The 26,408-nt window shown below is 57.6% G+C and carries 19 protein-coding genes; 17 read left to right on the top strand and 2 right to left on the bottom strand.

The genetic code is table 11. The features are described from left to right. The first annotated feature begins 30 nt into the window (after positions 1–30). From PFEN_RS17585 to PFEN_RS17475, 10 genes are all read left to right on the top strand, one after another. A complete protein-coding gene (locus PFEN_RS17585) occupies positions 31–2,175 on the top strand; it encodes a type I secretion system permease/ATPase (RefSeq protein WP_191488081.1) in 2,145 nt (714 codons plus the stop codon). A 6-nt stretch (positions 2,176–2,181) separates the two neighbouring features. Beyond that, entirely contained in the window at positions 2,182–3,606 is a 1,425-nt protein-coding gene (locus PFEN_RS17580) for an HlyD family type I secretion periplasmic adaptor subunit (protein WP_191488080.1), read from the top strand. A gap of 97 nt (positions 3,607–3,703) precedes the next feature. Further along, positions 3,704–4,405, top strand: a complete 702-nt coding sequence (locus PFEN_RS17575; protein WP_191488079.1) for a hypothetical protein — start codon at positions 3,704–3,706, stop codon at positions 4,403–4,405. Positions 4,406–4,791: 386 nt separating this feature from the next. Continuing rightward, on the top strand, positions 4,792–5,331 hold the full coding sequence (locus PFEN_RS17570) for a DUF5625 family protein (protein ID WP_224770992.1): 540 nt from the start codon (positions 4,792–4,794) through the stop codon (positions 5,329–5,331). Positions 5,332–5,369: 38 nt separating this feature from the next. Further along, entirely contained in the window at positions 5,370–5,657 is a 288-nt protein-coding gene (locus PFEN_RS17565) for a hypothetical protein (protein ID WP_191488078.1), read from the top strand. 78 nt (positions 5,658–5,735) lie between these two features. Then, a complete protein-coding gene (locus PFEN_RS17560) occupies positions 5,736–6,149 on the top strand; it encodes a DUF5625 family protein (protein ID WP_224770991.1) in 414 nt (137 codons plus the stop codon). A 29-nt stretch (positions 6,150–6,178) separates the two neighbouring features. Continuing rightward, positions 6,179–6,910 (top strand): hypothetical protein, encoded by a 732-nt coding sequence (locus PFEN_RS17555; protein ID WP_191488076.1) that lies wholly within the window; start codon positions 6,179–6,181, stop codon positions 6,908–6,910. Continuing rightward, complete coding sequence (locus PFEN_RS17550; protein WP_191488075.1) at positions 6,897–7,388, top strand: DUF5625 family protein; 492 nt, start codon at positions 6,897–6,899, stop codon at positions 7,386–7,388. The genes PFEN_RS17555 and PFEN_RS17550 overlap by 14 nt, the downstream gene beginning before the upstream one ends. 30 nt (positions 7,389–7,418) lie before the next feature. Continuing rightward, complete coding sequence (locus tag PFEN_RS31200; protein ID WP_224770990.1) at positions 7,419–16,745, top strand: calcium-binding protein; 9,327 nt, start codon at positions 7,419–7,421, stop codon at positions 16,743–16,745. A 221-nt stretch (positions 16,746–16,966) separates the two neighbouring features. Beyond that, the gene (locus PFEN_RS17475; RefSeq protein ID WP_263596613.1) at positions 16,967–17,233 is read left to right on the top strand and encodes a conjugal transfer nickase/helicase domain-containing protein; all 267 of its coding nucleotides are present in this window, start codon (positions 16,967–16,969) and stop codon (positions 17,231–17,233) included. 111 nt (positions 17,234–17,344) lie between these two features. Here the strand turns inward: PFEN_RS17475 and PFEN_RS17470 are convergent, their stop codons facing one another. Together PFEN_RS17470 and pobA are read right to left on the bottom strand one after the other, a co-directional pair. Beyond that, positions 17,345–18,184, bottom strand: coding sequence for a helix-turn-helix transcriptional regulator (locus PFEN_RS17470; protein ID WP_191488073.1), 840 nt, complete (start codon positions 18,182–18,184; stop codon positions 17,345–17,347). A gap of 285 nt (positions 18,185–18,469) precedes the next feature. Continuing rightward, on the bottom strand, positions 18,470–19,654 hold the full coding sequence (gene pobA, locus PFEN_RS17465) for a 4-hydroxybenzoate 3-monooxygenase (protein WP_191488072.1): 1,185 nt from the start codon (positions 19,652–19,654) through the stop codon (positions 18,470–18,472). A 154-nt stretch (positions 19,655–19,808) separates the two neighbouring features. Between pobA and PFEN_RS17460 the strand changes: the two genes are divergently transcribed. From PFEN_RS17460 to pcaC, 7 genes are all read left to right on the top strand, one after another. Continuing rightward, entirely contained in the window at positions 19,809–20,678 is an 870-nt protein-coding gene (locus PFEN_RS17460; RefSeq protein WP_191488071.1) for a helix-turn-helix domain-containing protein, read from the top strand. Between the two features lie 32 nt (positions 20,679–20,710). Then, positions 20,711–21,640, top strand: a complete 930-nt coding sequence (gene pcaQ, locus PFEN_RS17455; RefSeq protein WP_191488070.1) for a pca operon transcription factor PcaQ — start codon at positions 20,711–20,713, stop codon at positions 21,638–21,640. Between the two features lie 115 nt (positions 21,641–21,755). After that, on the top strand, positions 21,756–22,475 hold the full coding sequence (pcaH, locus tag PFEN_RS17450) for a protocatechuate 3,4-dioxygenase subunit beta (RefSeq protein ID WP_191488069.1): 720 nt from the start codon (positions 21,756–21,758) through the stop codon (positions 22,473–22,475). 12 nt (positions 22,476–22,487) lie between these two features. Continuing rightward, positions 22,488–23,090 (top strand): protocatechuate 3,4-dioxygenase subunit alpha, encoded by a 603-nt coding sequence (gene pcaG, locus PFEN_RS17445; protein ID WP_191488068.1) that lies wholly within the window; start codon positions 22,488–22,490, stop codon positions 23,088–23,090. Between the two features lie 75 nt (positions 23,091–23,165). Beyond that, positions 23,166–24,515: an MFS transporter gene (locus PFEN_RS17440; protein WP_191488067.1), complete on the top strand. Its 1,350-nt coding sequence runs from the start codon at positions 23,166–23,168 to the stop codon at positions 24,513–24,515. Positions 24,516–24,554: 39 nt separating this feature from the next. Further along, positions 24,555–25,916 (top strand): 3-carboxy-cis,cis-muconate cycloisomerase, encoded by a 1,362-nt coding sequence (locus PFEN_RS17435; protein WP_191488066.1) that lies wholly within the window; start codon positions 24,555–24,557, stop codon positions 25,914–25,916. Between the two features lie 14 nt (positions 25,917–25,930). Further along, the gene (gene pcaC, locus PFEN_RS17430) at positions 25,931–26,317 is read left to right on the top strand and encodes a 4-carboxymuconolactone decarboxylase (protein WP_191488065.1); all 387 of its coding nucleotides are present in this window, start codon (positions 25,931–25,933) and stop codon (positions 26,315–26,317) included. Positions 26,318–26,408: the final 91 nt, after the last annotated feature.

Below are 26,408 nucleotides of genomic sequence, written 5' to 3'. Positions count from 1 at the left end.
TTCAAGGCGATTCAGCAAGGATGCGGTTGTATGCAAGGAAAGGGCGAGGGGGCTGCTCAGCCCTCGGATACGCTTGATACGGGTTTGGCCTGTCTGGTGATGCTGGCACGTTTTCACAGCGTTGCCGCATCGGCAGAGCAATTGGCCCACGAGTATGTTGCCCAAGGGCAGCAGTTCGGTAAGGCAGAGATACTGCTGGCCTCCCGTCAGCTTCAACTGAAGTCCAAGTCAGTTCGCAGCAAATTTGATCGTCTCCCGCAAACGCCGTTGCCGGCGATTGCCTGCGCAGACGATGGTAGCTATTTCATCATTGCCCGGGTCGATCAGGACAAGATCCTGATTCACGATCCGCGGGCGCAACGCCCTCAGGTTCTTACCGCTGACGAGTTGAAGGCCCGTTGGAGCGGTGAGTTGATCCTCATTCGCTCGCAAACCTCCCAGGCTGGAGAAGTCTCTCGATTCGATTTCACCTGGTTTGTCCCGGCCATTGTGAAATACCGAAAGCTGCTGGGCGAGGTGATGCTCGTTTCGTTTATCTTGCAGATTTTCTCCTTGCTTACCCCTCTGTTTTTCCAGGTGGTGATGGACAAGGTGCTGGTTCACCACGGACTCACGACACTCGATGTGGTTGCTGTCGGTCTCTTGGGGATCATGCTGTTTGAATCGACGTTGAGTGGATTGCGCAGCTACGTTTTTGCCCACACCGCGAGCCGGATCGATGTTGAGTTGGGCTCACGGCTGTTCCGTCATTTGGTTACTTTGCCTTTGGCCTATTTTCAGGCGCGCCGGGTGGGAGACTCGGTAGCACGGGTTCGTGAGCTGGAAAACATTCGCAGCTTTCTGACCGGCAACGCGATCACCCTGTTGCTCGACGTGTTGTTCTCCGTGGTCTTTATCGCCGTGATGTTCTTTTACAGCGGCTGGTTGACCTTGATCGTACTGGTGTCGCTTCCGCTCTACGTCATTGTGTCGGTGTTTATCACGCCGTTGCTCAGAGTCCGGCTGAATGAGAGTTTTGCGCGCGGGGCCGAGAACCAGGCGTTCCTGGTCGAAACGATCAATGGCATCGACACACTGAAATCGATGGCTGTTGAGCCGCAGATCACCCGCAAGTGGGACAATCAGTTGGCCGCCTACGTGGCGGCCGGATTCAAGACCCAAACCCTGTCGACCATTGCCAACGAAAGCGTCTCGCTGATCGGCAAACTGGTCACGGTGGCGACCCTTTGGCTGGGCGCGCGGCTGGTGATCGATGGGCAACTGTCCGTAGGCCAACTCGTGGCCTTCAATATGCTCGCGGGGCGTGTTGCACAACCGATCATGCGCTTGGCCCAGTTGTGGACCAACTTCCAGCAAACCGGTGTTTCGGTGCAACGGCTGGGTGACATCCTCAATAGCCGCACCGAGCTGTCTCAAGCGACCCGCAGTGCATTGCCAACGCTCAAGGGGCGTGTGGAGTTCGATCAGGTTCAGTTCCGTTACCGTCCAGATGGTTCCGAGGTGCTGCGGGGCGTCAGCCTGGTGATCGAGGCGGGTGAGGTAATAGGTGTTGTCGGTCGTTCGGGGTCTGGCAAGAGTACGTTGACCCGTCTGCTCCAGCGCCTCTACGTGCCCGAGCGTGGGCGGGTGTTGGTCGATGGCATGGACCTGGCGTTGGCCGATGTTTCTTCGTTACGACGCCAGATTGGTGTCGTGCTGCAAGACAACATGCTGTTCAACCGCAGCATCCGCGAGAACATCGCGCTGACCGATCCTGGGGCCCCTTTGGAGGCGGTCATGCAGGCGGCGAAGATGGCCGGTGCCCACGAGTTCATTCTTGAACTGCCCGAAGGCTACGACACGGTAGTTGGGGAGCATGGAGCCTCGTTGTCCGGCGGCCAGCGTCAGCGTGTCGCCATTGCCCGAGCCCTGATCGGCAACCCTCGAATCCTGATTTTCGATGAAGCGACCAGTGCGCTGGACTATGAGTCGGAACGGATTATTCAGCACAACATGCAGGCGATCTGCAAAGGCCGGACGGTGATCATCATCGCCCACCGGCTGTCCGCTGTGCGCGATGCCAACCGGATCATCGTGATGGATCGCGGCCAGATCGTCGAACAGGGCACCCACGCCGAATTGCTGGCCCACCAGGCTGGCCACTACTCGCGTCTGCACCGTCTGCAACAAGGATAAGTTGTCATGAGCCAACCTTCGGCAGGTCGAGAGTTGTTTCGGCGTTATCGCCACGTCTGGAGACAGGCCTGGGGTCAGCGCAAGTTGTTGGATGCTCCCGCGCGCCTTTCCCACGAGGTGCAGTTTTTGCCCGCTGCATTGGCCTTGCAGGACCAGCCGGTTCACCCGGCGCCACGCTATATCCAGTGGACCATCATGGTGTTCGCCGTGTTGGCGTTGCTCTGGTCCATCTTTGGGGAGATCGATGTGGTGGCGACGGCCACCGGCAAGATCGTTGCCAGTGGCAAGAGTAAAACCATCCAGCCCAGTGAGGTGGCGGTGGTCAAGTCGATTCGGGTCCATGATGGACAACTGGTCAAGGCGGGCGATGTCCTGGTGGAGCTGGACACCAGTATGACCGGTGCGGACATCAAGCGTTTGAAGAGCGATCTGCTGGCCGCTGAGGTTGACAGCGCGCGGGCAACGGCCTTGATTGAATCCATTCGGACGGGCAAAGAACCCGGTTCTTTGGCTGGGCACATCCCGCAAGCCGCTCCCGAGCAGGAGCTGGCGGCGCAGCGCTGGTTGCAAGGTCAGTATCAGGAACTGCGCAGTTCCCTGGAACAAATCGACGCCGAAGTTGAACAACGTACTGCCGAGATTCAGTCCACCAAGGCGACGCTGGCGTCCTTGCAGAAAACACTTCCGATTGCTCGCCGACTTGCTGAGGACTACCAGCAGCTACTCGAGCAGCAATACGTCCCTCGCCATGCCTACCTGGAAAAGCAACAAGCGCTGCTGGACCAGGAGCGGGATGTGGCCGTGCAGCAGTCCCGCTTGGCTGAAGTCAGCGCATCGAAGAAGGAGGCCGAGCGCAGAAGGCAAGTTCTGCTCGCCCAAACCCGCCGAACGATGCTGGACCTGCAGCAACAATCCGAACAGAAAGCCGCCTCGCTGGTTCAAGAGCTGAACAAGGCGGAACAGCGTGATCACCTGATGAGTTTGACTGCGCCTGTGGATGGGACAGTTCAGCAACTGGCAGTGCATACCGTCGGTGGGGTGGTCACTGCGGCACAACCCTTGATGGTCATTGCGCCGAGTGACCAACCGGTGGAAGTGGAGGCCATGCTGGAGAACAAGGATGTGGGTTTCGTTCGCGCGGGCCAAGAGGCCACGGTCAAAGTGGAAACCTTTACGTTCACCAAATACGGAACGGTGGAGGGCGAAATCGTCAGTGTGTCCAATGATGCCATTGAGGACGAGAAACGCGGGCCGATCTACAGCAGCCGAGTCCGTTTGCTCAAAGACTTTGTCATGGTGCGCGATCAGAAGGTTGCGTTGTCCCCGGGCATGTCCGTCACCGTCGAGGTCAAGACGGATCGCCGTAAAGTGATCGATTATTTCTTGAGTCCGTTGCAACAGTACACGGATGAAAGTTTGCGCGAGAGATAATTGCCGTGTTCGGGCTCGCTGAGCCCCGGTGGGCAGTTGGCCTGCTCTTTATATCCGATTGCTGAGGTGGGTTGTGGAGAGGACAAGGAAGTCATATTTGGGCGTATCTTTCGGGCTTTTATTTGCCATATTCTCTGGTTATTTTGTCTGGTTGTTTTTCGAGGCACAGAAGGTTCGCTGGATCGTAGATCTTGTTGGTGGCGAGGAAAATTTGAAATCTTCCATCCAGCCATCGTTTGACGAAGACGCTTTGTATATCCAGGCTCTCCAGCTATCTCCCGATGAGCAGATGTATGAGCGCATCAGGGCTTTGAAGCTATGCAAGGAAATAAGTGATGCTTGCTTGACTGTCAGTTTGTCAGTTGCAAATTTTATGTTAATCAATACTGCTGATGTTCGGGCTGCAAGAAACGTAGTCGAAGGTTATGGACGTTACAATATTCTACGGGCGCAGCCCTGTCCGGCAAAATATGAAATTTCAGTAGTCATTAAGGATGTCGAGTTTATATCGACGCTAACGAAGGCTGAGGCTAAACGCTTTGCCGAGGGGCGTTTGAGAAAAATTGAGGCGGATGGAGGGCTTGTTTTCTCGCTAAGTACTCCTGAGTGTCGTCGTTATTTTGCTGCCAGTCCATACATTGCTAGAGGCTATCTCGCGCACGTGGCTTTTCTGGTCCGGGCGGCGCAAGGAAAAGCCTCTTCGGCGTGGCTGTATCTGTTATCCCGTCCGGGTGTGTATTCAATCCTTAAAAAAGAGGGTGTCTTAAATGGCACAAGGTACGCCGCAGACAACCAGTGAGGCCGCGCAGGCACTACTGGGAGTGTTGGGTGAGGTGGGAAAGACAAGGGTAGTAAAATGAAATTCTTGGAATGTGCTGTGTTTTCCTTGAGGTCTTAGGCTATTGATTGTACAGGATTGTTGTCGTTGTCGTTGTTCGGAGGAGGATAGGGGAGTAGTCGATGGTCTTGAATTTTTTAGAGGTTTAGATGCCGGCATAGTTTGCCTTGGGCTGCTCTTGGTGAGTGTCTTGGCGATGAATTTTCTGAAAAAAGCTGAAATTTGGCTGTCGGTGATTTCGGTGGTTTTTAATGGTTTTCCTCCGGGCCCATTATTTTTGTTGGGGTGGCTCTTGAAGAGCGGTTTTTAGATTCAGGGTTTACTAATTTACCAGAGAGGATTGAGTGATGTCGTTTGGTGGAGGAAAGGGGGGCTCTGGCAGAGCTTTGCTAATGGTTAAGCGCATTTTTATTGTATTTGTTTATGTGCTTTTGATGGGGTGTTCACACAAGGTGTTGATAGTGAGGCCTATTGACGTGTCTTTGTCGGGGCATTCGGCTGTTGCACGATTTTCGGTTGAGGAAAATGGAAATTATAGATTTGCTTTGCTGTTCGTTTGGAGCAAAAGCATAACCGAAAACGAAGCGCGACGGAAGTTGTGGGGCGGTGGAGTTTACAATGAGAAAGGTGTACCCATTCCGATTCGTCTGCGCATTTTGAAGGATGACGTGCTTTTTTTTGATGAGCATATATTGACCAGTGGGATTAACTCGGGTCAAGCTTTTGAGTATGAGGGTGATTACAAGTCTACGCAGGTTAGGGATATAAAATATCTTGAGCTTTCACCTGGAGAGTACTCGGTCGAAGCGATAACTCTAGAGGAGATCGAGGCGTTTCGCGGTACTGAAAGCTATGTGGAGTTTTCTTACTATAATCCTAAAATTTGAAATATATGATGTAGGCCGATTGGCGAAGGGAATCGCAAATGGAAAAAAATTACAGTGTGATGTATAAATTCGTAGGTGTTGGGGCGGATTATATTTATCAGCAGGACAAGAATGCTCACAAGGCGTGTGGTTTTCATGATTCACCCGGTGGGCATATGTGGTATGGCGTCAGTGATGGTGTGGCAAGAAAAATTATATTTGACTTCAGCCTGCGCACCCCCAGCCAAAGCCTCTCTTACGGTAGCACCCTGATGGCCTTGTTGAACTCCGGCGATGTCCGTGCACGTCTGACATTGCTCACCAAATACGAACTGAAAAAAGGATGAATTGTGTCGTTTTGTAAAAGAGTTTGTATTTTGTTTTTGTGTACTTTGTTGGTGGCGTGCTCAGAAAAGCTCTGGGTCGTGAAACCTATCGATATTTCCGCGCCTGGTCAAAAAGTTAGCACACAGTTCAAGGTCCAAAAGAGCGGCGGTTATGAGTTTGCTCTGTTGTTTGTCTGGGGGGGGAGTATGTCTGAGCGAGATAGGCAGCGAGAGTTGTGGTATGGGCGTGATAGTACTCCCGTACCCATACTTTTACGTATAGTGAAAGATGGAGAGGTGTTTTTTGATGAGGTTGTAGTGACTGCCGGTGTTCAGGGTGGTCAGTCATTTGATTATGCTGGGCAAACAAAATCAGTTGCGATAAGAGTGATTAAAGGGTTTGAACTGATGCCTGGAAGTTACTCGGTTGAGGTGGGTACTGTAGAAGCTATCGGTGTGCTTAAAGGGATTGAGAGTTTTGTTAGCTTTGCATATAGCAATCAGAAAATTTAAATTCTTATAGGCTGAGGAAGGGAGTCGGATTGGCAAAAGCATACAGTGTGACATATAAGGTGGCCGGAATAGGTGCCGACTATATTTATCAGGAAGATAAGGCGGATCACGAAGCTGGTGATCTTCATGACTCTCCTGGCGGCCATATGTGGTATGGCCTGAGTAACGGAGATGTCAATAATAGCTACGGTTTTGCTTCGGTGCGGGATGAAATGTCTGGACCTGGTAAGGTCGTCAGGGATGACTATATGGGGTGCCAGCAGATGCATGGATTTGGAGCGCAAATCATCCGTGACGACCTGACCCGGCACGGATCTTATTATGATGATGGCCAAAGCTGTCTGTGGCTCGGTGTTAATGATCTTAAGAGTGCCGGCCCGACAACCAATGATTTTGCCTTGAACACCGACCTGGTATCAGGCATCAAGTACAAAAAATCAGTCGACCATGACGCCGCCGCCGCGCAAGTCAGCAACGGCCTGATCACCAGTGGTGGCGGCTGGAACCTGAATTACGATCCCAACAAGCTGAACCTGAATCAATACCAGGGCAACTGGATCAACAACACCTTTACCGCCGCGGCCACCCAGATCCTGGCTGACGGTTATCGTCCGGGTAACGCCAACACGGTCAAGGATGTATTTGACTTCAGCCTGCGCACCTCCAGCCAAAGCCTCTCTTACGGTAGCACCCTGGCGGCCTTGTTGAACTCCAGCGACGCCCGCGCCCGCCTGACAAGGATAAATCATGTCGTTTTGTAAAAGGGTTTGTATTTTATTTTTGTGTACTTTGTTGGTGGCGTGCTCAGAAAAGCTCTGGGTCGTGAAGCCAATCGATGTTTCCGTGCCTCATCAGAAAGTTAGTGCGCAGTTCAAAGTTAGAGAATATGGTGGTTATAAATTTTCCTTGATGTTTGTCTGGGGCGACAGTATGTCTGAGCGAGATAAGCAGCGAGAGTTGTGGGAAGGGCAAGGTACAGGTGTTCTTATTCCTATTCATTTGCGCATATTGAAGGGAAGAAACGTATTTTTTGATGAAACTGTAGTGACTACTGGCATTCATGAGTTTCAGTCGTTTGATTATGAAGGTCAAACGAAATCAGTTGCTGTAAGAATAATTAAGGGGTTTGGATTGGAGCCTGGAAGTTATTCGGTTGAGGTTGAGACGCTTGAGCCAGTTGATGTGCTCAAGAGTGCTGAGACCTATGTGGGTTTTTCTTATGTCAATCAGAAGATTTAATAAGCACTAAATAACGAAGGGAATCGAAAAATGGCAAAAGCATACAGTGTGACATATAAGGTGGCCGGAATAGGTGCCGATTATATTTATCAGGAAGATAAGGCGGATCACAAGGCTGGTGATCTTCATGACTCTCCTGGCGGCCATATGTGGTATAGCTTGAGTGACGGAGATGTCAATAATAGCTACGGTTTTGCTTCGGCACGGGATGAAATGTCTGGACCTGGTAAGGTCGTCAGGGATGACGATATGGGGTACCAGCAGACACTTTATGAGGTAACAGTCAGTCTGACCGAAGAACAGTATAGGAAACTAAAGGATTTTTCAGATGCCCCTAAGTTATATGGTTTTGACGACTCTACCTATGAACTGTTGAGCAATAGTTGTGTGGATTTTATATACGCTTCCCTGCGCACCATTGGTTATAATGACGCTGGCTTTGAAGGCGACCTTTGGCCAGGTAATAATATTGATAATATTAAAACACTGCTGCATGGATTTGGAGCGCAAATCATCCGTGACGACCTGACCCGGCACGGATCTTATTATGATGATGGCCAAAGCTGTCTGTGGCTCGGTGTTAATGATCTTAAGAGTGCCGGCCCGACAACCAATGATTTTGCCTTGAACACCGACCTGGTATCAGGCATCAAGTACAAAGAATCAGTCGACCATGACGCCGCCGCCGCACAAGTCAGCAACGGCCTGATCACCAGTGGTGGCGGCTGGAACCTGAATTACGATCCCAACAAACTGAACCTGAATCAATACCAGGGCAACTGGATCAACAACACCTTTACCGCCGCGGCCACCCAGATCCTGGCTGACGGTTATCGTCCGGGTAACGCCAACACGGTCAAGGATGTATTTGACTTCAGCCTGCGCACCTCCAGCCAAAGCCTCTCTTATGGCAGCACCCTGGCGGCCTTGTTGAACTCCGGCGACGCCCGCGCACGCCTGACATTGCCCACCGACCCGCTGGTGCTGGACCTCAATGGCGACGGTGTACGACTGACCGATTACCTGACCTCGCCTGTGTTCTTCGACGCCGACAACGATGGTGGCAGTCTGGAAGAAACCGGTTGGGTCAGCCCCGAGGACGGCATTGTGGTTGTCGATGCCAATGCCAATGGCAAGATCGACAATATCAGCGAGACGCTTTCGGAATACTTCGGTGGGACGGCCGGCACCCAAGGCGAGTCTGGGCAGAAGCGTTTCGCCAACGGCTTTGCTGCGTTAGCCAGTCTGGACAGCAATGCCGATGGGGTGTTTGACAAGCAAGATGCTGCCTGGTCGAGCGTCAAGGTTTGGGTAGATGCCAACCATGATGGCAAAAGCTGGAACGACCTCAACGGTAACGGGGCTGTCGATGCCGGTGAAACGAGTGAACTCAAATCACTCTCGGACTTGGGCATCACCCAGATCAATCTGAAAAATCAGGCACAAAGCGGCGAGGTGCGTGACGGCAACGAAGTGCTGGCACGCGGAACCTTTGTGCAGAACGGTACGAGCAAGGAAGCCATCGCCGCGAACTTCCTGGCCAACCCCAATGGGCATGTCTTCACCGCAAGCGGCACTGGCACTGTGGTTTCGACCCAGGGTTCGGCGCAGGTCTCGGCCGTGACCGGTTATGTCTCGTCGTCGACCACTGGCGAGCATATCGATGTCGCCCTCAAAGGCGTCAATAACGCTACCGGCGGCTCGGGCAATGATGTGTTGCAGGGCGATGCCCAGACCAACTGGCTGGCCGGCGGCCAAGGCAGTGACACGTTCTACGGTGGTGCTGGCGACGATGTGCTGCTGATCGACGGTGATGATCTGTCCGGCAATATCCATGGCGGAGACGGCACCGACATCGTTCAGGTGCTGGGCGATAAAGGTGTTTACCTCAATCTGGCCGAGGCCAGCGTGGAAATTGCCCAGGGCGGACGGGGCAATGACGTATTCATTGGCGGCGGGAACAGTACCGTCTACATGCGCGGTGGTGACGGCGATGATGTACTTGTCGGTGGTTCGGCCAATGATGCGCTGTCAGGCGAGGACGGTAACGATGTCATTCTGGGCGGGGCAGGCAACGACGTATTGCGGGGCCATCGCGGCAACGACCGGATCCAGGGCGGTTCGGGCAATGATCTGATTGACGGTGGTCAGGACGATGACACCCTGAGCGGTGGTGTCGGTGACGATATCCTCATTGGGGGGGCCGGCGATGATCAGATCGATGGCGGTGATGGTGTGGACGTCGTCGAGTTGTCGGGCGATTTTGCCGACTATCGCATTACTCGAACCGCCGAAGGCGTCTGGATCAGTGACACTGTTGCCGGGCGCGATGGCACTGACTTTCTGCAAAATGTCGAAAAAGCCAACTTCAAGAACCTCAAGCTGGTGGAAATTCCGACGGCCACCAGTGAGGGTATGGAAAACCCATTGCTGGTCAAGGATGTCCTGAGCAAGGACAAGGCCGGCGTCGGTTTCGAGCGCACCAGTGTGCATCTGATCGGCAAGGAACAACTGCTCCAGAACGATATCGATTGGCAACACGATGCGCTGCACATCACCGGTTTGTTCGATGTGGTGGGGGGGACGGCCAGCCTGACCCAGGCCGGTGATGTGCTGTTCACGCCGGACGCGACCTTCACCGGTCTGATGGGCTTCAAGTACACCGTGGCCGATGCCAAGGGCAACGAGGCCAGTACCATCATCAATATGGGGACCGGCGAGAGCGCGACGATGCGCGCTGCCGTGTACCTCAAGACGGCGGATCTGCCCAGTGATCCGCTGGTCACCGATCAGTGGTATCTGTCTCAGGCCAATATCCTGCCGGTCTGGAAGGACTACACCGGCAAAGGTGTCAGAATTGTCCAGATCGAGACCAACAGTGCTTTCGGCACCACCAAGGAAATTCTCGATTACCGTCACGCGGACCTGAAAGACAATATCGACAAAAATTGGCTGGCCAACGCGACACCGGGGCAAATGGCCGGTGAAGGCAGTGGCGGAAAATTCAGCGATCACGCCACCTTGGTGGCCGGTGTGATGGTGGCTGCGCGTAATGGTGAAGGCAGCGTCGGTGTCGCCTATGACGCGACTCTTGCTGGTTACTGGGTCAATAAAGACGACTTCAGCAACATGTCCCACATGGCCGAATACGATGTGGTGAACCACAGCTGGGGCAGTAACAATCACTTCGACCTGAAGTTCTCCCCGGCCGAGTTGGGGAATATGCCGATGGCCTATCATCAAGCCTTGAGCGAAGGCCGCAAGGGTCTGGGCACCGTGATCGTCACGGCGGGTGGCAATGATCGGGAGAAAGGCGGGAACACCAATTACTCGAACGTCACCAACAGCCGCAGCAGCATCATCGTCGGTGCAATCAACGCCACCACCGACCTGGGTGCATTGCAACTGGGAGGCAAGCCGTTCTCCAGCCCTGGAGCCAGTATCCTGGTCAGCGCGCCGGGCTCGAATGTGACCTCGACCTCACGGCTGGTGCAGAACGACAACGGTTCGACCTTCGGTGGGGACGCCAGCGTTTCTCAAGGCACCAGCTTTGCGGCGCCGATTGTGTCGGGCATCGTCGCGCTCATGCTGGAGGCCAACCCTGAATTGGGATACCGCGATGTACAGCAGATCCTCGCACTCTCGGCCCGCAAGGTGACGGATGCCACGACCTCGTGGCAGAACAACGGCAGCCAGAACTGGAACGGCGGTGGCATGCACGTCAGCCACGACTACGGTTATGGCGAGGTCGATGCCCGCGCTGCCGTGCGCTTGGCGGAAACCTGGAATACCCAGCAGACCCTGGGCAACGAGTACAGCCTGAGCAGTCCCCTGGAGTCGGGAGTGCTCAACCGGGCGATTACCGACGGTCAGGGTGCCGGAATCAGCCATTCGCTGACGATGGGTAAGGTCGATCTCCTGGCCGAGCATGTCGAAGTAAAAGTCAGCCTGAGCCACTCCCGTCCTGGGGATCTCATCCTCAAGCTGATCTCGCCGTCGGGTACCGAATCCATTCTGATGAATCGCCCGGGCAAGGCTCCGGGAAGCGCTGTGAGTGATCGCGGGGATGCTGACTTTGCGGGTGATAAAACACTGAACTATGTCTTCGACACGGCCTTGCTGCGTGGTGAAGCGGTGCAGGGAAACTGGACGCTGCAAGTGATCGACAGCGTAACCGGCGACACGGGGACGCTGAACAGCTGGAGCCTCAATGTCTACGGCAAGGGCGATACGCTCAACGACCAGTATGTGTATACCAACGAATATGCGCAGTTGGCCGCTACGAGTGGGCGCAACGTGCTCAATGACACCGACGGTGGCGCGGACACGATCAATGCGGCGGCGATTTCCAGCGCCAGTGTGATCGATTTGTCCAAGGGCGAGGCTACGTTGGCCGGCGCTCGTTTGACGATCACCAATCCCGGGCAAATCGAGCACCTGATTGGCGGTGAGTTTGCTGACACACTGATCGGCAACAGCGCGGACAACCACCTCTCCGGTGGTCGCGGTGATGATGTGCTGTCGGGCGGAGCCGGTGTTGACACGCTGATCGGTGGCAGGGGGAACGACACCTTGACCGGCGGTGCCGACACCGACTACTTCGTGATCGACAAAGCGGCTGGAGACATCGATACCCTCACCGATTTTGTGATCGGTACCGACAGAATCGTCTTGTCCGGTTTTGCCGACGATGTCTATGCATCGATGACCATTACCCAGCAAGGCGCCGATACCCGATTGGGGCTGGCCGATGGACAAGTGCTGCTGCTCAAGAACGTCCAGTCTCAGGGCTTGACGCTGAGTAGCTTCGTCCATGTGCCGGACGGTGTGCGCTTGAGCCTGTTGGAGGGGGCTTCGGGTTACGGCTTCGGACTCAACGGTGTGGTGGCCGAGCGCAGTTTGCCGGACACCGCCAATGGCTTCCTGTATTGGGCCAACGATGGCGGCGAGCGTGTGTTTGGCGGCACTGGTGCCGACACAATCTTCGGTGGACTGGGCGACGATGTACTGGTCGGGGAATCCTCGACGACTTCGACCGTAGGTGGCAATGACGTCATCAAGGGGGGCGATGGCAACGATGTCGTCCGTGGCGGCGCCGGCGACGATGTGCTCTACGGCGGTACCGGACTGGACTATCTGGGCGGTGATGCCGGTAACGATACCCTCTATATGGAAGGTGACCAGGCGATCAGCGACTATGTCAGCACCACCTTGCTGTCACCGAACGTCAACCTGAGCGGGGCCGCCACGCATACGGGGGCCTCGGTGGCGGGTGGTGCCGGGAACGACCGTTTTGTGCTGGTCGAAGACCTCCGGTCCAGCGCTTCGCAAGGCATCATGGCCAACCTGATCGACGACTTCGAAGTTGCCAATCCCCTTGAGAAGATCGACCTGTCGCAGATTCGGGCCGTACACGGTTTTTCCGATCTGAACTTCAGTACGGTAACGGTCGACGGTGAACCGTATCTGCGTGTGTGGCTCGGAGTCATGGCCAGCGGCACCCAGTACCTGACACTCAAAGGCGTGAACGCCAATCAGTTGTCCGCTACCAACTTCATCTTCGGTCAAGCGTCCGCGCAGCCCAAGGTCCTGTTGAGTGGGACGGGGGCAAACGATCTGCTGGTGGGGGATGCTGGGGGCAATACCCTGGATGGCGGGGCGGGAGCCGACGTCATGGAGGGGCGGTTGGGTGATGATACCTACATTGTCGATAACGTCGGCGATGTAGTGAAGGAAGTGGTGGGCGGAGGCTACGATGTGGTCAAGTCCAGCGTCAGCTATATTTTGGCTGATGAGGTCGAGTCCTTGTTGTTGCAAGGCAACACAGCCATCAATGGTACCGGTAACGAATTGAGCAACCGTTTGGTCGGTAATAGCGCCAACAATGTGCTCGATGGCGCGGGCGGCTCAGATGTCATGATCGGCGGCCTGGGCGATGATACTTACGTGGTTGATGACGGTTCCGATCGGGTCGTCGAGCTGATGGACGAGGGCACCGACACCGTTCGTTCTTCGGTCTCCTTCACACTGGCCAACCATCTGGAGAACCTGGAGCTGACGGGCGATGCCAGGATCAATGCCACCGGTAACTCGGCCGATAACATCCTGCGCGGCAACCGTGCGGATAACCGGCTTGACGGCGCCCAGGGCGCGGATCGGATGTATGGCGGGCTGGGGAACGACACCTACTTTGTGGACTACACAGGGGATGTGGTGGTCGAGGAACTCGACAGCGGCAACGACAAGGTGATCTCCACCGTGGACTTCACCCTGGGGGCGAATGTCGAGACCCTGGAGATTTCCGGTCCGGCCCTGAACGGCACGGGCAATGCCTTGGCTAACGAGCTGTTTGGCAACGAGCGCAACAACCGACTGTATGGCGGTGCCGGAGATGACTTCCTGCAAGGCGGCAAAGGCGATGATCGTTATGTGTTTGGCCTGGGACACGGGCGAGACACCATCAACGAAGAATTGGGTGTCGCTGGCGGCCTGGACACCATCGTGTTCGAGGCCGGAATCGAGGAAAGCGATGTCGCTGTCGATCATTCCGCGCAAGGAATGGTGTTGCGCCTGAACAACGGCCAGCAAATCATATCGGGCTGGACCGCCACCGGCGGTCATAGTATCGAGCGTATCGAGTTCGCCAACGGCAAGGTCTGGAATACCGCCACGCTAGCTACTCAGGCCAACCGGGCGCCGACATTGTCCACTGCGATTGCGGACCAGGGCGCGAACCAGAACAGCCGCTTTGTGTTGACGCTGGCCGCGGGGACTTTTGTTGACGCGGATGCTGGAGACGCCCTCACGCTAAACGCGACGTTGGCAGACGGCAAACCCTTGCCAGGCTGGCTCAGCTTTGATGCCCGGACCCGGACCTTCAGCGGTACACCCGGCAACGATCAGGTCGGCAGCCTGATGATCCAAGTCACGGCGACGGACAAGGCTGGCGCAACGGTTTCAGACGCGTTTAACCTGACGGTTGCCAATGTCAACGATGCGCCGCAACTGGTTAACGCCATCGCGGACCTGAACCTGAAGAGCGGTCAGGCACTCAAGTATGAAGTGCCGGCCAATACGTTCGCGGATATCGACGTGGGGGATCGGCTGAGCTACCGGGCGACCTTGGCCAATGGTTCGGCGCTGCCGGCTTGGCTGGTGTTCGATGCGATCACCCGTACGTTCAGTGGTACGCCCATCGAAAGCGGAACCGTTTCGGTCAAGATCTCGGCGCTGGATCTCTCTGCGGCAGCGGCCAGCGATGTGTTCGATATCGTGGTGAGTCCGGCCACCGATGTGATCAATGGAACGCAGGGCGGAGATACCCTCAATGGCGATGCCCAGGCCAATACCCTCAACGGATTGGGTGGTGACGACAAGCTTTACGGTCGAGCCGGTAACGATGTGCTTAATGGCGGTGAAGGCGTCGATTCGCTTTACGGCGGAGACGGCAATGATACGTTGGACGGTGGTGCCGGTAACGATTGGTTATCTGGTGATTTCGGCAATGACACGTATCGGTTCTACCGTGGTATGGGCCAGGACACGGTCACAGATATTGATTGGACTATCGGCAATGTCGATACCATCCAAGTCGCTGCTGATATCACACCCGGCGATGTCATCGCCAAGCGTGAGGGCAACAATGTCTATCTTGCCATCAAGGGCACGACGGATAGGATGACCATATACAGCTACACCGATTCCTACTATCAGGTAGAGCGGGTCGAGTTCGCTGATGGGACCATCTGGTCTGTCAGTGATCTCAAGCGCCTGTCGCTTGCCGTGGCAAGCGAGGCTGCGGATACGCTGTATGGAGACGAGTCCGATGAGCTGCTCGAAGGGCTTGGTGGCAACGATCAGTTGTATGGTCTTGCCGGTAATGATGTGCTCAAGGGCGGGGCTGGCGATGACATGCTCGATGGCGGTATGGGCCTGGATACGCTCGATGGCGGGGTGGGCAATGACACGCTCTACGGCGGCTCGGGTAATGACACCTATCTCTTTCAGCGCGGCGGCGGGCAGGACTCCATCTTCGATCGAGACTGGACTTCCGGCAACGTCGATGTGATCAAGTTCGGCCAGGGGGTGGGGGCTGCTGATATCAAGGCTTCCCGCCAGGGCGACAACCTGGAATTGGCGATCATCGGTACTACGGACAAGCTGACCGTCCGTGATTGGTTTCTCTCGGCGGATTCGCAGGTTGAGCAGATTCAATTCGCCGACGGAACGCTTTGGAATGTGGCAACCCTCCAGGCGTTGGTCAAGGGTGTGGCCACTGAAGGGGACGACGTTCTCCAGGGGGAAGATTCCCGCGATGACACGCTCAACGGTCTGGGCGGCGCCGACAAACTTTACGGGCTGTCGGGTAACGACACGCTCAATGGCGGTGCCGGCAAGGACACGCTCTATGGCGGCGCGGGAGCGGATATCCTGGACGGTGGTGCCGACAATGACACCCTCTATGGCGATGCAGGCAACGACACTTACCTGTTCAACCGTGGTGCAGGACAAGACTGGATCAGTGACTACGACTCTTCGGTTGGCAATCTGGACGTTATCAAGGTAGCGGCAGGCCTCAACCCGTCTGATATCCAATTAAGTCGTAACCTTAACGATCTGTATGTTGGTATCGCCGGGACCACCGACAAGCTGACGGTTTCCAGTTGGTTTTCCAGCAGCGCCTACCAGGTCGAGCAGATTCAGTTCGCTGAGGGCACGACCTGGAATGCCAGCACCATCAAGGAGATGACCAGAGGTACGGCAACCCAGGGCAACGATGCGCTCTTTGGCGAGGATGCGTCGGCTGACTCATTAAGCGGCCTTGACGGTGACGACAAACTTTATGGGTTAGGTGGCAACGACATTTTGTCGGGCGGCGGCGGGGCTGATGAGCTGTATGGCGGTGCAGGCTCCGATACCCTGCTGGGTGGGGCCGGCAATGATCGACTTTATGGCGATCGCGGTAGTGACCTTTATCAGTTCGAGCGAGGTGGCGGTCAAGACGTTATTGATGATTTCGACCCCGACGCCAACACCGACGTGTTGCAGTTCGGTGCCGGTATTTCTGCAGACCAACTGTGGTTTCGCAAGAGCGGTTCGGATTTGGAAGTCAGTGTGATTGGCACCGCCGACAAGGTGACGGTCTCCAAGTGGTCGTTCTGGGGAGCGGGTAGTTGGGAGAAAGCCCAGCATATTGAACAGTTCCGCACTGCGGACGGAAAAGTCCTGTTGGAAAACCAGGTCGATCAGTTGGTTAATGCCATGGCTGCGTTTGCTCCGCCCGCAGCGGGGCAGGTCTTGTTACCGCAGAACTATAAGGATGCGTTGAACACGGTGATTGCCAGCAACTGGCAATAAAGGTTCAACCTGCCGCGCCTGGAGGCGCGGCAGATTCTTGAGGCTCGTTCTATAGGCCTGCTTACGGCTGGGTGAGCTTTAGCCTATCAACAGTGAGGATCAATGGCCTAGGAGAGGCCTATCCGCAACCTGTTCGCCAGCCCCCTGTTTCGCGCGAGTCCGACACGCCCGTTCGTTTGCCCAGTCAGGATATGAAGGGGACGGGTCTGGGAGATGCCTTCATGACCTGGCTACGCCAAGGCATCCTGAAGCACACGATCACCGTCAACGATGCCCATGCACCGGTTCACAGCGTTGCCGAGACGGCTTTTCTGGTCACACCGAAGATCTTTCAGCGCTATGCCCAACAGCATCTTGAAACCGCGAGAATGGCCAAGGAGCAGGGCACCAGCGGTTGGATGCGCTCAACGCCCGGGCCCTGGATCGACGTCTGGAGCGTCCGGCGCAATTACCGAGGTGCCTCTGGCCAGCCTTGCGTCAGGCGCTGAGCTTCGAGCCCGGGCAGCGGAGCATCGATGCCGATCAATTGCTGGAAGCTTTTCGCCGGGGCCCGCTCCCGGGCCGCTGGCAACGCTTCCGCTAGCGCGCCTGATCCGCGGTCAATCTGGCCGCCATACCGGCGCAGGGGGCATATCCGCCGACGCCACCGGTACATCCTTTGCCCGACTGGGCACAAACGCCATCCAGCGCGTCAAACCATGCCGACCGCTGACCCCCAGCTTGGTGGTGGCGCGCTTGAGGTAGGTTTCCACCGAACTGTTCTTGACGTTCAGGCGCTGGGCCATTTCCGACACCGTGATACCTGTCAGCAGGCCCAGGCAAACCTCTTGCTCGCGCGCGGAAAGGTGGATGGCCTCCTGCGCCAGCCTTGCGCTGAAGGCCTGATGCAGGGCCTCGTGCTCGGAGCCGGCCTGCGTCATGCCGGCCCATCGTGTTCCAGGCTGGGCCAGAAGTTGTGCACGGTGCACCACCAGCGGGAGCAAGGTATCGGACAGGCTCTTGAGCAACGTCAGTTCGGTCACGGAGAACGCCCGCAAGGTCGCCAGGCGATGGAAGCAGATGACCCAGCGCAGATCGCCACTGCCCGAGACCAGATTGCACTGGTGCACGCTGCGCTTTGGATGCTTCGGGCTCGGCGCTGTCTCGAGCTGGATAAGCATTGGCGCCTCCATCTCCATGACGCTTTGCAGCAGCGGATGGGGGAGTGTATTCGGCGGGCAAAGGTCATGCTGCTGACCAGCACTACCCAGGCATTTGCTCGGACTGATACTTTCCCGATCCGCGTCGAGGGTCCATTCGCTGAGGTCCAGTCCGTGAATCGGCACCTGGCTGTTGACGAACGCCAGCATGTGCTCGGCAAAGGCGTCCTCCGCGGCGCTGGACACCAGTTCGCCCAAGCGCAGATAGAGGTACGGATCGTGGTCGTGCGTCAGCTTCATGCCGATATCTTCCCTGATAGTGATTGTTCTAAGGGGCTCCATGCTAGGGGGGGCCTTGTCGGTTGAGGAGGCCTGACATTCAAACTTAAGGTTTTATCCTACGTCTGTACTGGGAAATAGGGACGCCAGTGACCGGTTTGTCAATCCGGTGCGAATACTGGCAAAGCCTTATGGCCATTGGCCTGTATGGTGGCCTGGTCTATCCTGGTGGGCCACATCCCAGCATGAGCCAACCGCGAGCCAGTGCTCGGCGTAACAGGTTCTCATGAGCCTGATAAAACCGCATTACTCGATGGCCTCATACGGCAGCCCGACATAATTTTCCGCAATCGTCTTGCGTCCAGCGTCCGAGCTTGTGAAGTAATCGAGTTCGGTCTTCTGGATACGCTGGCTGAAGGCATCGGTGTCGGGAAAACGGTGGAGAATCGAGGTCATCCACCAGGAAAAACGTTCGGCTTTCCAGACCCGACGCAGGCAGATTTGCGAGTATTTCTCCAGCAGGTCGGTGCGGCCCTCGCGATAAACCTTGAGCAGGATGCGGTACAGCGTGCTGACATCGCTCGCCGCCAGGTTCAGGCCTTTGGCGCCCGTGGGCGGAACGATATGGGCCGCGTCGCCGAGCAGGAACAGTCGGCCATATTGCATGGGCTCGACGACAAAACTGCGCAAGGGCGCGATGCTTTTTTCGATCGAGGGACCGGTGACCAGTTGCTCGGCGATCATGGCCGGCAAGCGGCGTTTGAGCTCTTCCCAGAAACGTTGGTCCGACCAGTCCTCGACCTTTTCCTCGGCACCTACCTGCACGTAATAACGCGTGCGTGTCGGCGAGCGCATGCTGCACAAGGCGAAGCCACGCTCATGGTTGGAGTAGACCAGTTCGTGGCTGACCGGTGGGGTATCGGCCAGGATACCCAACCAGCCGAAAGGGTAGACCCGTTCAAAAATCTTCAGCGTCTCTGGCGGTATCGATTGTCGCGAGACACCGTGAAAACCGTCACAGCCGGCAATGTAATCGCAGTCCAGGCGGACGGTCTCGCCGTTACGCTCGAAGGTCACATAAGGGCTGTCGCCCTTCATGCCGTGGGGCTGCACATTTTCGGCATCGTAAACAGTCATTGCGCCCACGGCGGCACGTGCGTCCATCAAGTCACGGGTGACTTCGGTCTGGCCATAGACCATGACTGTTCTACCCTCGGTCAGTGTCTTGAGGTCGATGCGTTCACAGCGTCCGTCGAAGGCCAGTTCGAAGCCGTCGTGCACCAATCCGTGGGCGTCCATGCGCTCGCTGACCCCGGCTTCGCGCAATAGATCGACCATGCCTTGTTCCAACACGCCGGCACGAATGCGCGAGAGGATGTATTCGGGGTTCTTGCGTTCGACGATGACGTTGTCGATGCCCGCGCGATGCAGCAGTTGACCGAGCAAAAGGCCGGATGGGCCGCAGCCGATGATAGCGACTTGGGTTTTCATGAGGGAGAGTCCTGTCTGGTACCGCTGAAGGCCGGGGGCCTTGCGGGGTGCTGTTGTTTTTGTCTCCTGTATTTTTAGTGGCTAAAGCACGGATAAGAAGGCAATATCCACTGCATTCCATGGACTTTTCGTGGATCGTCGCAAGGGGAGGGAGATGTCGAAATCATTCGCTGTGCCTGTTCCGGTGTTCAAACTCTACGGTGAAACCGGCGTCTGGCCGACGCCCGACCTGATTCATTGCGAGTCGATCCCCGAGCGCAGCCAGCTGCACGGCTGGGAAATAAAACCCCATCGGCACAGCGACCTGGTGCAGCTTCTGTACGTGCAGGCAGGGCGGGCGACGCTGAAAGTCGAAGACGCGATTCACCACATCGATTCACCTTCGCTGCAAGTCGTGCCGGCGCTGAGCGTACACACCTTCAAGTTCTCCGAGGATATCCAGGGCCACGTGCTCAGCCTGGCGCTGCCCCTGGCCGAACAGCTGGGTGCTTCGCTCAACAGTCCGGTGCTGACCACGGCGGCCTGTTACCCGATCGGCTCCGCGCATCCGTATCTGGACACGCTGTTTTCAGCCATCACCCGGGAGTACAGCCAACAGCAACCCGGTCGTGATCCGATGCTGCAATCGTTGATCACGGTGCTGTCCATCTGGCTCGCTCGGCGCGGCCTGGAGCTGTCGGCACCGGACGCGTTGCCGCTTGAGCGGGGGCGCGAGCACTTGCAGGTGTTCACCCGGACATTGGAGCAGCGCTTTCGCGAACACCTGCCCATCGAGCACTATGCGGCGACATTGGGCATCAGCACCGCTCACCTCAATGCCCTGTGCCGGCGCCTCTGTGGGCAATCGGCGTTGCAGATGATCAACCAGCGGCTGCTGCTGGAAGCCAAGCGCGATCTGGTCTACACCGCGATGACCATCAACCAGGTGTCGGACCGCCTGGGTTTTTCCGAACCGGCCTACTTCTCGCGCTTTTTCAAGCGCGGCACGGGGCTGTCACCGAAACAATTCCGTATCCAGCGTTAGCGGATGCCCGACCTCGAAGGCAGCGAACTGCGGTGAATATCGATACTCGAATCAAATTCCGTCATCTGGTGTGCTTTCTCGAAGTGGCGCGCCAGGGCAGCCTGGCACGTGCCGCGGACAAACTGGCGATCAGCCAGCCGGCGCTGTCCAAGACCCTCAAGGAGCTGGAAACCCTGCTGGCCGCGACTTTGTTCGTGCGCAGTAAAAGCGGCGCGGCGCTGACCGAGGCCGGGGTGGCCTTTCTGCGTTACGCCGGGCCCAGCGTCCAGGCCCTGCGTGAAGGGGTCAATAGCCTGCGTTCCGGCGAGCACGAGCCGATCACCGCGAGACTCGGCGTGCTCTCGACCGTGGAAAGTGTACTGGTACCCGAAGTCGTCTGCCGTTTGCATGCCCGCCATCCCGCGCTGGTGGTCAGCGTGGTGACCGGGCCGAGCGCGTACCTGTTGTCGCGGCTGCGGGTGGGCGAGCTGGATCTGGTGGTCGGACGCATGACAGACAGCCCGCAGATCCTCGGGCTGGCGTTCGAGCATCTGTACAGCGAATCCATGACCCTGGTGGTGCGCAGCGGTCATCCACTGTTGGCCGATCCTCAGGCCCATAAAAACCTCGAAGGCTACCCGCTGGTATTGCCGCTGGCGGGGACGACGATTCGCCAGTTCGCCGACAGTCTGTTTGTACAGCATGGCATCAGCCCCCCGCGCCAGCGCCTGGAGACCCTGTCGTTGACCCTGAGTCGACGCTACGTGCAATGCAGCCAGGCAATCTGGGTCGCGCCGTTCGACGCGGTCAGACAGGACCTGAGTCGCGGGGAACTGGTCGAACTGGAGTTGGGGATTCGCGAACCGGGCGGTTCGGTGGGGTTGTGCAGCAATCCGGCGCTGCCGATGCCACTGGCGGCGCAATGGTGCGTGGAGGTGCTGCGCGAGGTGGGGCAGGCCTACCGCGAGGGTTGTTATCCATAACCATTTGGATATGGATAAGGTCGGTTTTTTCAGTTTTGCAGAGGGCTCTATCAGGGGAGACTGAGGCACAGACTGCTAGCCATGCAGCTTTACCTCTAACAATAAGGAGACTGGTATGTCTGACGCGGACAACAGCCGCTTCGTCATTCGTGACCGCAATTGGCACCCAAAAGCCCTGACGCCTGATTACAAAACCTCGATCCTGCGTTCGCCACGCCAGGCCCTGGTGAGCATTCCCCAGTCCCTGTCGGAAACCAGCGGCCCGGACTTTTCCCATCTGAAGATGAACCAGCACGATAACGATCTGCTGCTGAACTTCAACAATGGCGGCCTGCCCATCGGCGAGCGCATCATTGTCGCCGGGCGGGTCTGCGACCAGTACGGCAAGCCGATCCCGCATACCCTGGTGGAGATGTGGCAAGCCAACGCCGGTGGCCGCTACCGGCACAAGAAAGACAGCTACCTGGCACCCATCGACCCGAATTTCGGTGGCGTCGGCCGGGCCCTGACCGACCGCGACGGCAACTACAGTTTCCGCACGGTCAAGCCAGGCCCGTACCCGTGGCGCAATGGTCCCAACGACTGGCGTCCGGCGCATATCCACTTCTCCATCAGCGGCCCGTCGATTGCCGCGCGCTTGATTACCCAGCTGTATTTCGAAGGCGATCCGCTTATCCCGATGTGCCCGATCGTCAAGTCGATCGCCAATCCGGAAGCGGTGCAGAGCCTGATCGCCAGGCTCGACATGAGCATGGCCAATCCCATGGATTGCCTGGCTTATCGCTTTGATATCGTTTTGCGCGGCCAGCGCAAGACCCACTTCGAAAACCGCTGAGGAGGCACGCGCATGCCCGTTCAACTTCTGCCTGAAACCCCTTCGCAGACCGCCGGTCCCTACGTGCATATCGGCCTGGCGCTGGAGGCCGCCGGCAACCCGCCGCGCGAGCAGGAAATCTGGAACGAGATGGCCAAACCCGGTGCGCCGGGCGAGCATATCCTGCTGTTGGGCCATGTCTACGATGGTAATGGTCACCTGATTCGCGATTCGTTCCTGGAGTTCTGGCAGGCCAACCACGAAGGGGTCTACGACAGCGATTACAACCTGGAAAAAGCCTTCAACAGCTTTGGCCGTACCGCCACCACGGATACCGGCGAGTGGCTGCTGAAGACCATCAAGCCCGGTACGCTGAACAATGCCGCCGGTGTGCCCATGGCGGCCCACATCAATGTTTCGCTGTTTGCCCGGGGCATCAACATTCACCTGCAGACCCGTCTGTACTTCGACGACGAAGCCGAGGCCAATGCGCTCGATCCGGTACTGAACCTGATCGAACAACCGCAACGCCGCGAGACCCTGGTTGCCAAGCGTTGCACGGTTGACGGCAAGCTGGCCTATCGTTTTGACATCCATGTTCAAGGCGAGGCGGAAACGGTGTTCTTCGACTTCTAAGGTTGTGGCTTGCGTGCGCTTGTAGGGCGCTTGCCGATGCAAGCGACCCGATAATAATAAGAAGGAAATGCCTGTATGTCGTTATTCGCCCCTGTGCCCGTGGTGGGCACGCTTGATGTTCAGCTATTGATCAACACCAAGCCACTCTCCAGCTATCAATGGCGGGTGGTGCTGCTGTGTTTCCTGATCGTCTTTCTCGACGGTCTGGACACGGCGGCCATGGGCTTTATTGCCCCGGCCTTGAGCCAGGACTGGGGCATTGATCGTGCCAGCCTGGGACCGGTGATGAGTGCCGCGCTGATCGGCATGGTCTTCGGTGCCCTGGGTTCCGGCCCCCTGGCCGACCGTTTCGGGCGCAAAGTGGTGCTGGTGGTGGCGGTGTTTCTGTTCGGCGCGTTCAGTTTGCTGTCGGCCTACAGCAGCAACATCGATCAACTGCTGGCCCTGCGTCTGCTCACCGGTCTGGGCCTGGGGGCGGCGATGCCCAATGCCACCACGCTGTTGTCCGAATATACCCCGGAGCGGCTCAAATCGTTGCTGGTGACCAGCATGTTCTGCGGTTTCAATCTGGGCATGGCCTGTGGCGGGTTCGTCTCGGCCAAGCTGATTCCGCTACTGGGCTGGCACAGCCTGCTGATGCTCGGCGGGATCTTGCCCCTGCTGCTGGCGGTGGTGCTGTTGTTCCGGCTGCCGGAGTCGGCACGCTTTCTGGTGGTGCGCAATCGCGGCGTGGAGCGGATTCGCCGGGTGCTGGCACCCATCGCACCCTTGGACGTCGCGGCGGCCACCGGCTTCAGCGTGCCGGAACAGACGGTGGTACAGAGTCGCAACGTGTTGAAGGTGATTTTCTCCGCTACCTATAGCGCGGGGACCCTGTTGTTGTGGCTGACTTATTTCATGGGTTTGGTGATCGTGTACCTGCTGACCAGCTGGTTGCCGACCCTGATGCATGACAGCGGCGCGAGCATGGAGCAATCGGCCTTTATCGGCGCGCTGTTCCAGTTCGGCGGCGTGCTCAGTGCCGTGGGGGTGGGCTGGGCGATGGATAGATTCAATCCGCACAAGGTCATTGGCGCTGCCTACCTGTTGGCGGGCGTATTCGCCTGGCTGGTGGGGCAGAACCTCGGCCATGTCAGCCTCTTGGCCGCCCTGGTACTGTTGGCCGGCATGTGCATCAACGGCGCGCAATCGGCGATGCCCTCACTGGCCGCGCGCTTCTATCCAACCCAGGGGCGCGCCACCGGGGTGTCGTGGATGCTCGGCATTGGTCGTTTCGGCGCGATCCTGGGAGCCTGGGCCGGAGCGACGTTATTGGGCCTGGGCTGGAACTTCGAACAGGTGCTGACCGCCCTGGTGGTACCCGCGGCATTGGCGACCCTGGCGGTCGTGATCAAGGGACTGGTCAGCCATGCGGATGCTACCTGAGAGCGCCTCACTGATTTTCATGAATCCTGGAGCTGTGGTTTGAACAGACCGACGAATCAACTTTTCGATGCCTATTTCACCCAGCCGACCATGCGGGCGATTTTTTCCGATCAGGGCCGGTTGCAGGGCATGCTCGATTTCGAAGCCGCCCTGGCCCGTGCCGAAGCCAGCAGCGGGCTGATTCCCCAGGAGGTGGTTGCCGATATCGAAGTAGCCTGTCGCGCGCAGCTGTTCGATATCGACGAGCTGGCCGTGGCCATCGGCAATGCCGGTAATTCAGCGATTCCGCTGGTCAAGGCATTGGGCAAGAAGATTGCCGCGGTCAACCCGACGGCTGAGCGTTACCTGCATATGGGCGCCACCAGTCAGGACGTGATGGACAGCGGCCTGGTGCTGCAACTGCGTTGCGCCATCGAGCTGTTGCAACGCGATCTGGCGAGCCTGGCCGATGCGCTCGCCGAGCAGGCCACGCGCTACGCGAGCACGCCACTGGCCGGGCGTACCTGGCTGCAACAGGCGACACCCGTGACCCTGGGCATGAAAATCGCCGGTTGGCTGGGCGCCATCACTCGCCATCGCCAGCGCCTCGTTGAAATCAAACCGCGTTTGCTGTGCCTGCAATTCGGCGGAGCTTCCGGCAGCCTGGCGGCCTTGGGTGATCAGGCTTTCGCGGTGGCGGGAGCCCTGGCCGGTGAGTTGAATCTGAACCTGCCCGAGCAACCCTGGCACACCCAGCGTGATCGTTTGGTGGAGTTCGCCAGTCTGCTGGGGATGATCGCCGGCAGCCTGGGCAAAGTCGGGCGCGATCTCAGTTTGCTGATGCAGACCGAAGCGGGCGAGGTGTTCGAGCCGGCCGCACCCGGCAAGGGCGGCTCCTCGACCATGCCGCACAAGCGCAATCCGGTCGGCGCGGCAGTGATGATCGGCGCGGCGACCCGGGCCCCCGGGCTGGTGGCGACGATGTTCAGCGCAATGCCGCAGGAACATGAGCGCAGCCTCGGCCTCTGGCATGCCGAATGGGAAACCTTGCCGGAGCTCTGCTGCCTGGTATCCGGCGCGCTGCAACAAGCGTTGCAGGTGGTGCCAGGGTTGGAAGTCGACAGTGGGCGCATGCTGCAGAACCTGGAACTGACCAAAGGGCTGGTGCTGGCGGAAGCCGTGAGCATCGCCTTGTCCCGGTGTATCGGCCGTGATGCGGCGCACCATCTGGTCGAGCAATGCTGCCGCCGCGCGGTGGCGCGGGGCGAACACCTGCGTCAGGTACTCGCTGGCGAACCGCAAGTGACCGCGCAATTGTCCGTCGGGGAACTGGACCGCCTGCTGGATCCGGCCCACTACCTGGGGCAGTCACAGCGCTGGGTCCAGCGCGCGCTGGCCGAACATCACGCCTTCAAACCTTAGAACAGGATCCTGAAATGGACGAACAACAACGCTACGAAGCCGGCATGAAAGTACGCCGCGAAGTGCTCGGCGATGCCCACGTGGATCGCAGTCTCGAAAAGCTGACTCCGTTCAATGGCGAGTTCCAGGAGATGATCACCCGGCATGCCTGGGGCGATATCTGGACTCGCCCCGGATTGCCACGGCACACCCGCAGCCTGATCACCATCGCCATGCTGATCGGCATGAACCGCGAAGGGGAGTTGCGCCTGCATTTGCGTGCGGCAAAAAACAATGGCGTGACCCGCGACGAGATCAAGGAAGTGTTGATGCAGAGCGCGATCTATTGCGGCATTCCCGCGGCCAACGCCACCTTCCATCTGGCTGAGGCGGTTTGGGAGGAAATGGACGCCCAGTCGTGAGGTAGCGATGCTGGATCTACGGTGTGGCCGGCGTAGGCTGCGGCGTCGCCATTAGCCATTTTCGGCACAATAGCGCCAGTGGTCGATGTGG

Source organism: Pseudomonas sp. FEN (assembly GCF_904067045.1).
Taxonomy (GTDB): Bacteria; Pseudomonadota; Gammaproteobacteria; order Pseudomonadales; family Pseudomonadaceae; genus Aquipseudomonas.
The sequence above is the reverse complement of the archived record's forward strand: the minus strand, read 5'-3'. Positions and strand labels throughout refer to the sequence as shown.

Excerpts from the sequence above, each read along its gene's own strand:
- PFEN_RS31200 (WP_224770990.1), top strand. The coding sequence starts at position 7,419 with ATGGCAAAAGCATACAGTGTGACATATAAGGTGGCCGGAATAGGTGCC.
- PFEN_RS17440 (WP_191488067.1), top strand. The coding sequence starts at position 23,166 with ATGTCGTTATTCGCCCCTGTGCCCGTGGTGGGCACGCTTGATGTTCAG.
- PFEN_RS17550 (WP_191488075.1), top strand. The coding sequence starts at position 6,897 with ATGTCGTTTTGTAAAAGGGTTTGTATTTTATTTTTGTGTACTTTGTTG.
- PFEN_RS17570 (WP_224770992.1), top strand. The coding sequence starts at position 4,792 with ATGTCGTTTGGTGGAGGAAAGGGGGGCTCTGGCAGAGCTTTGCTAATG.
- PFEN_RS17565 (WP_191488078.1), top strand. The coding sequence starts at position 5,370 with ATGGAAAAAAATTACAGTGTGATGTATAAATTCGTAGGTGTTGGGGCG.
- pcaH (WP_191488069.1), top strand. The coding sequence starts at position 21,756 with ATGTCTGACGCGGACAACAGCCGCTTCGTCATTCGTGACCGCAATTGG.
- pcaC (WP_191488065.1), top strand. The coding sequence starts at position 25,931 with ATGGACGAACAACAACGCTACGAAGCCGGCATGAAAGTACGCCGCGAA.
- PFEN_RS17460 (WP_191488071.1), top strand. The coding sequence starts at position 19,809 with ATGTCGAAATCATTCGCTGTGCCTGTTCCGGTGTTCAAACTCTACGGT.
- PFEN_RS17580 (WP_191488080.1), top strand. The coding sequence starts at position 2,182 with ATGAGCCAACCTTCGGCAGGTCGAGAGTTGTTTCGGCGTTATCGCCAC.
- PFEN_RS17475 (WP_263596613.1), top strand. The coding sequence starts at position 16,967 with ATGACCTGGCTACGCCAAGGCATCCTGAAGCACACGATCACCGTCAAC.
- pcaG (WP_191488068.1), top strand. The coding sequence starts at position 22,488 with ATGCCCGTTCAACTTCTGCCTGAAACCCCTTCGCAGACCGCCGGTCCC.
- pobA (WP_191488072.1), bottom strand. The coding sequence starts at position 19,654 with ATGAAAACCCAAGTCGCTATCATCGGCTGCGGCCCATCCGGCCTTTTG.
- PFEN_RS17470 (WP_191488073.1), bottom strand. The coding sequence starts at position 18,184 with ATGAAGCTGACGCACGACCACGATCCGTACCTCTATCTGCGCTTGGGC.
- PFEN_RS17585 (WP_191488081.1), top strand. The coding sequence starts at position 31 with ATGCAAGGAAAGGGCGAGGGGGCTGCTCAGCCCTCGGATACGCTTGAT.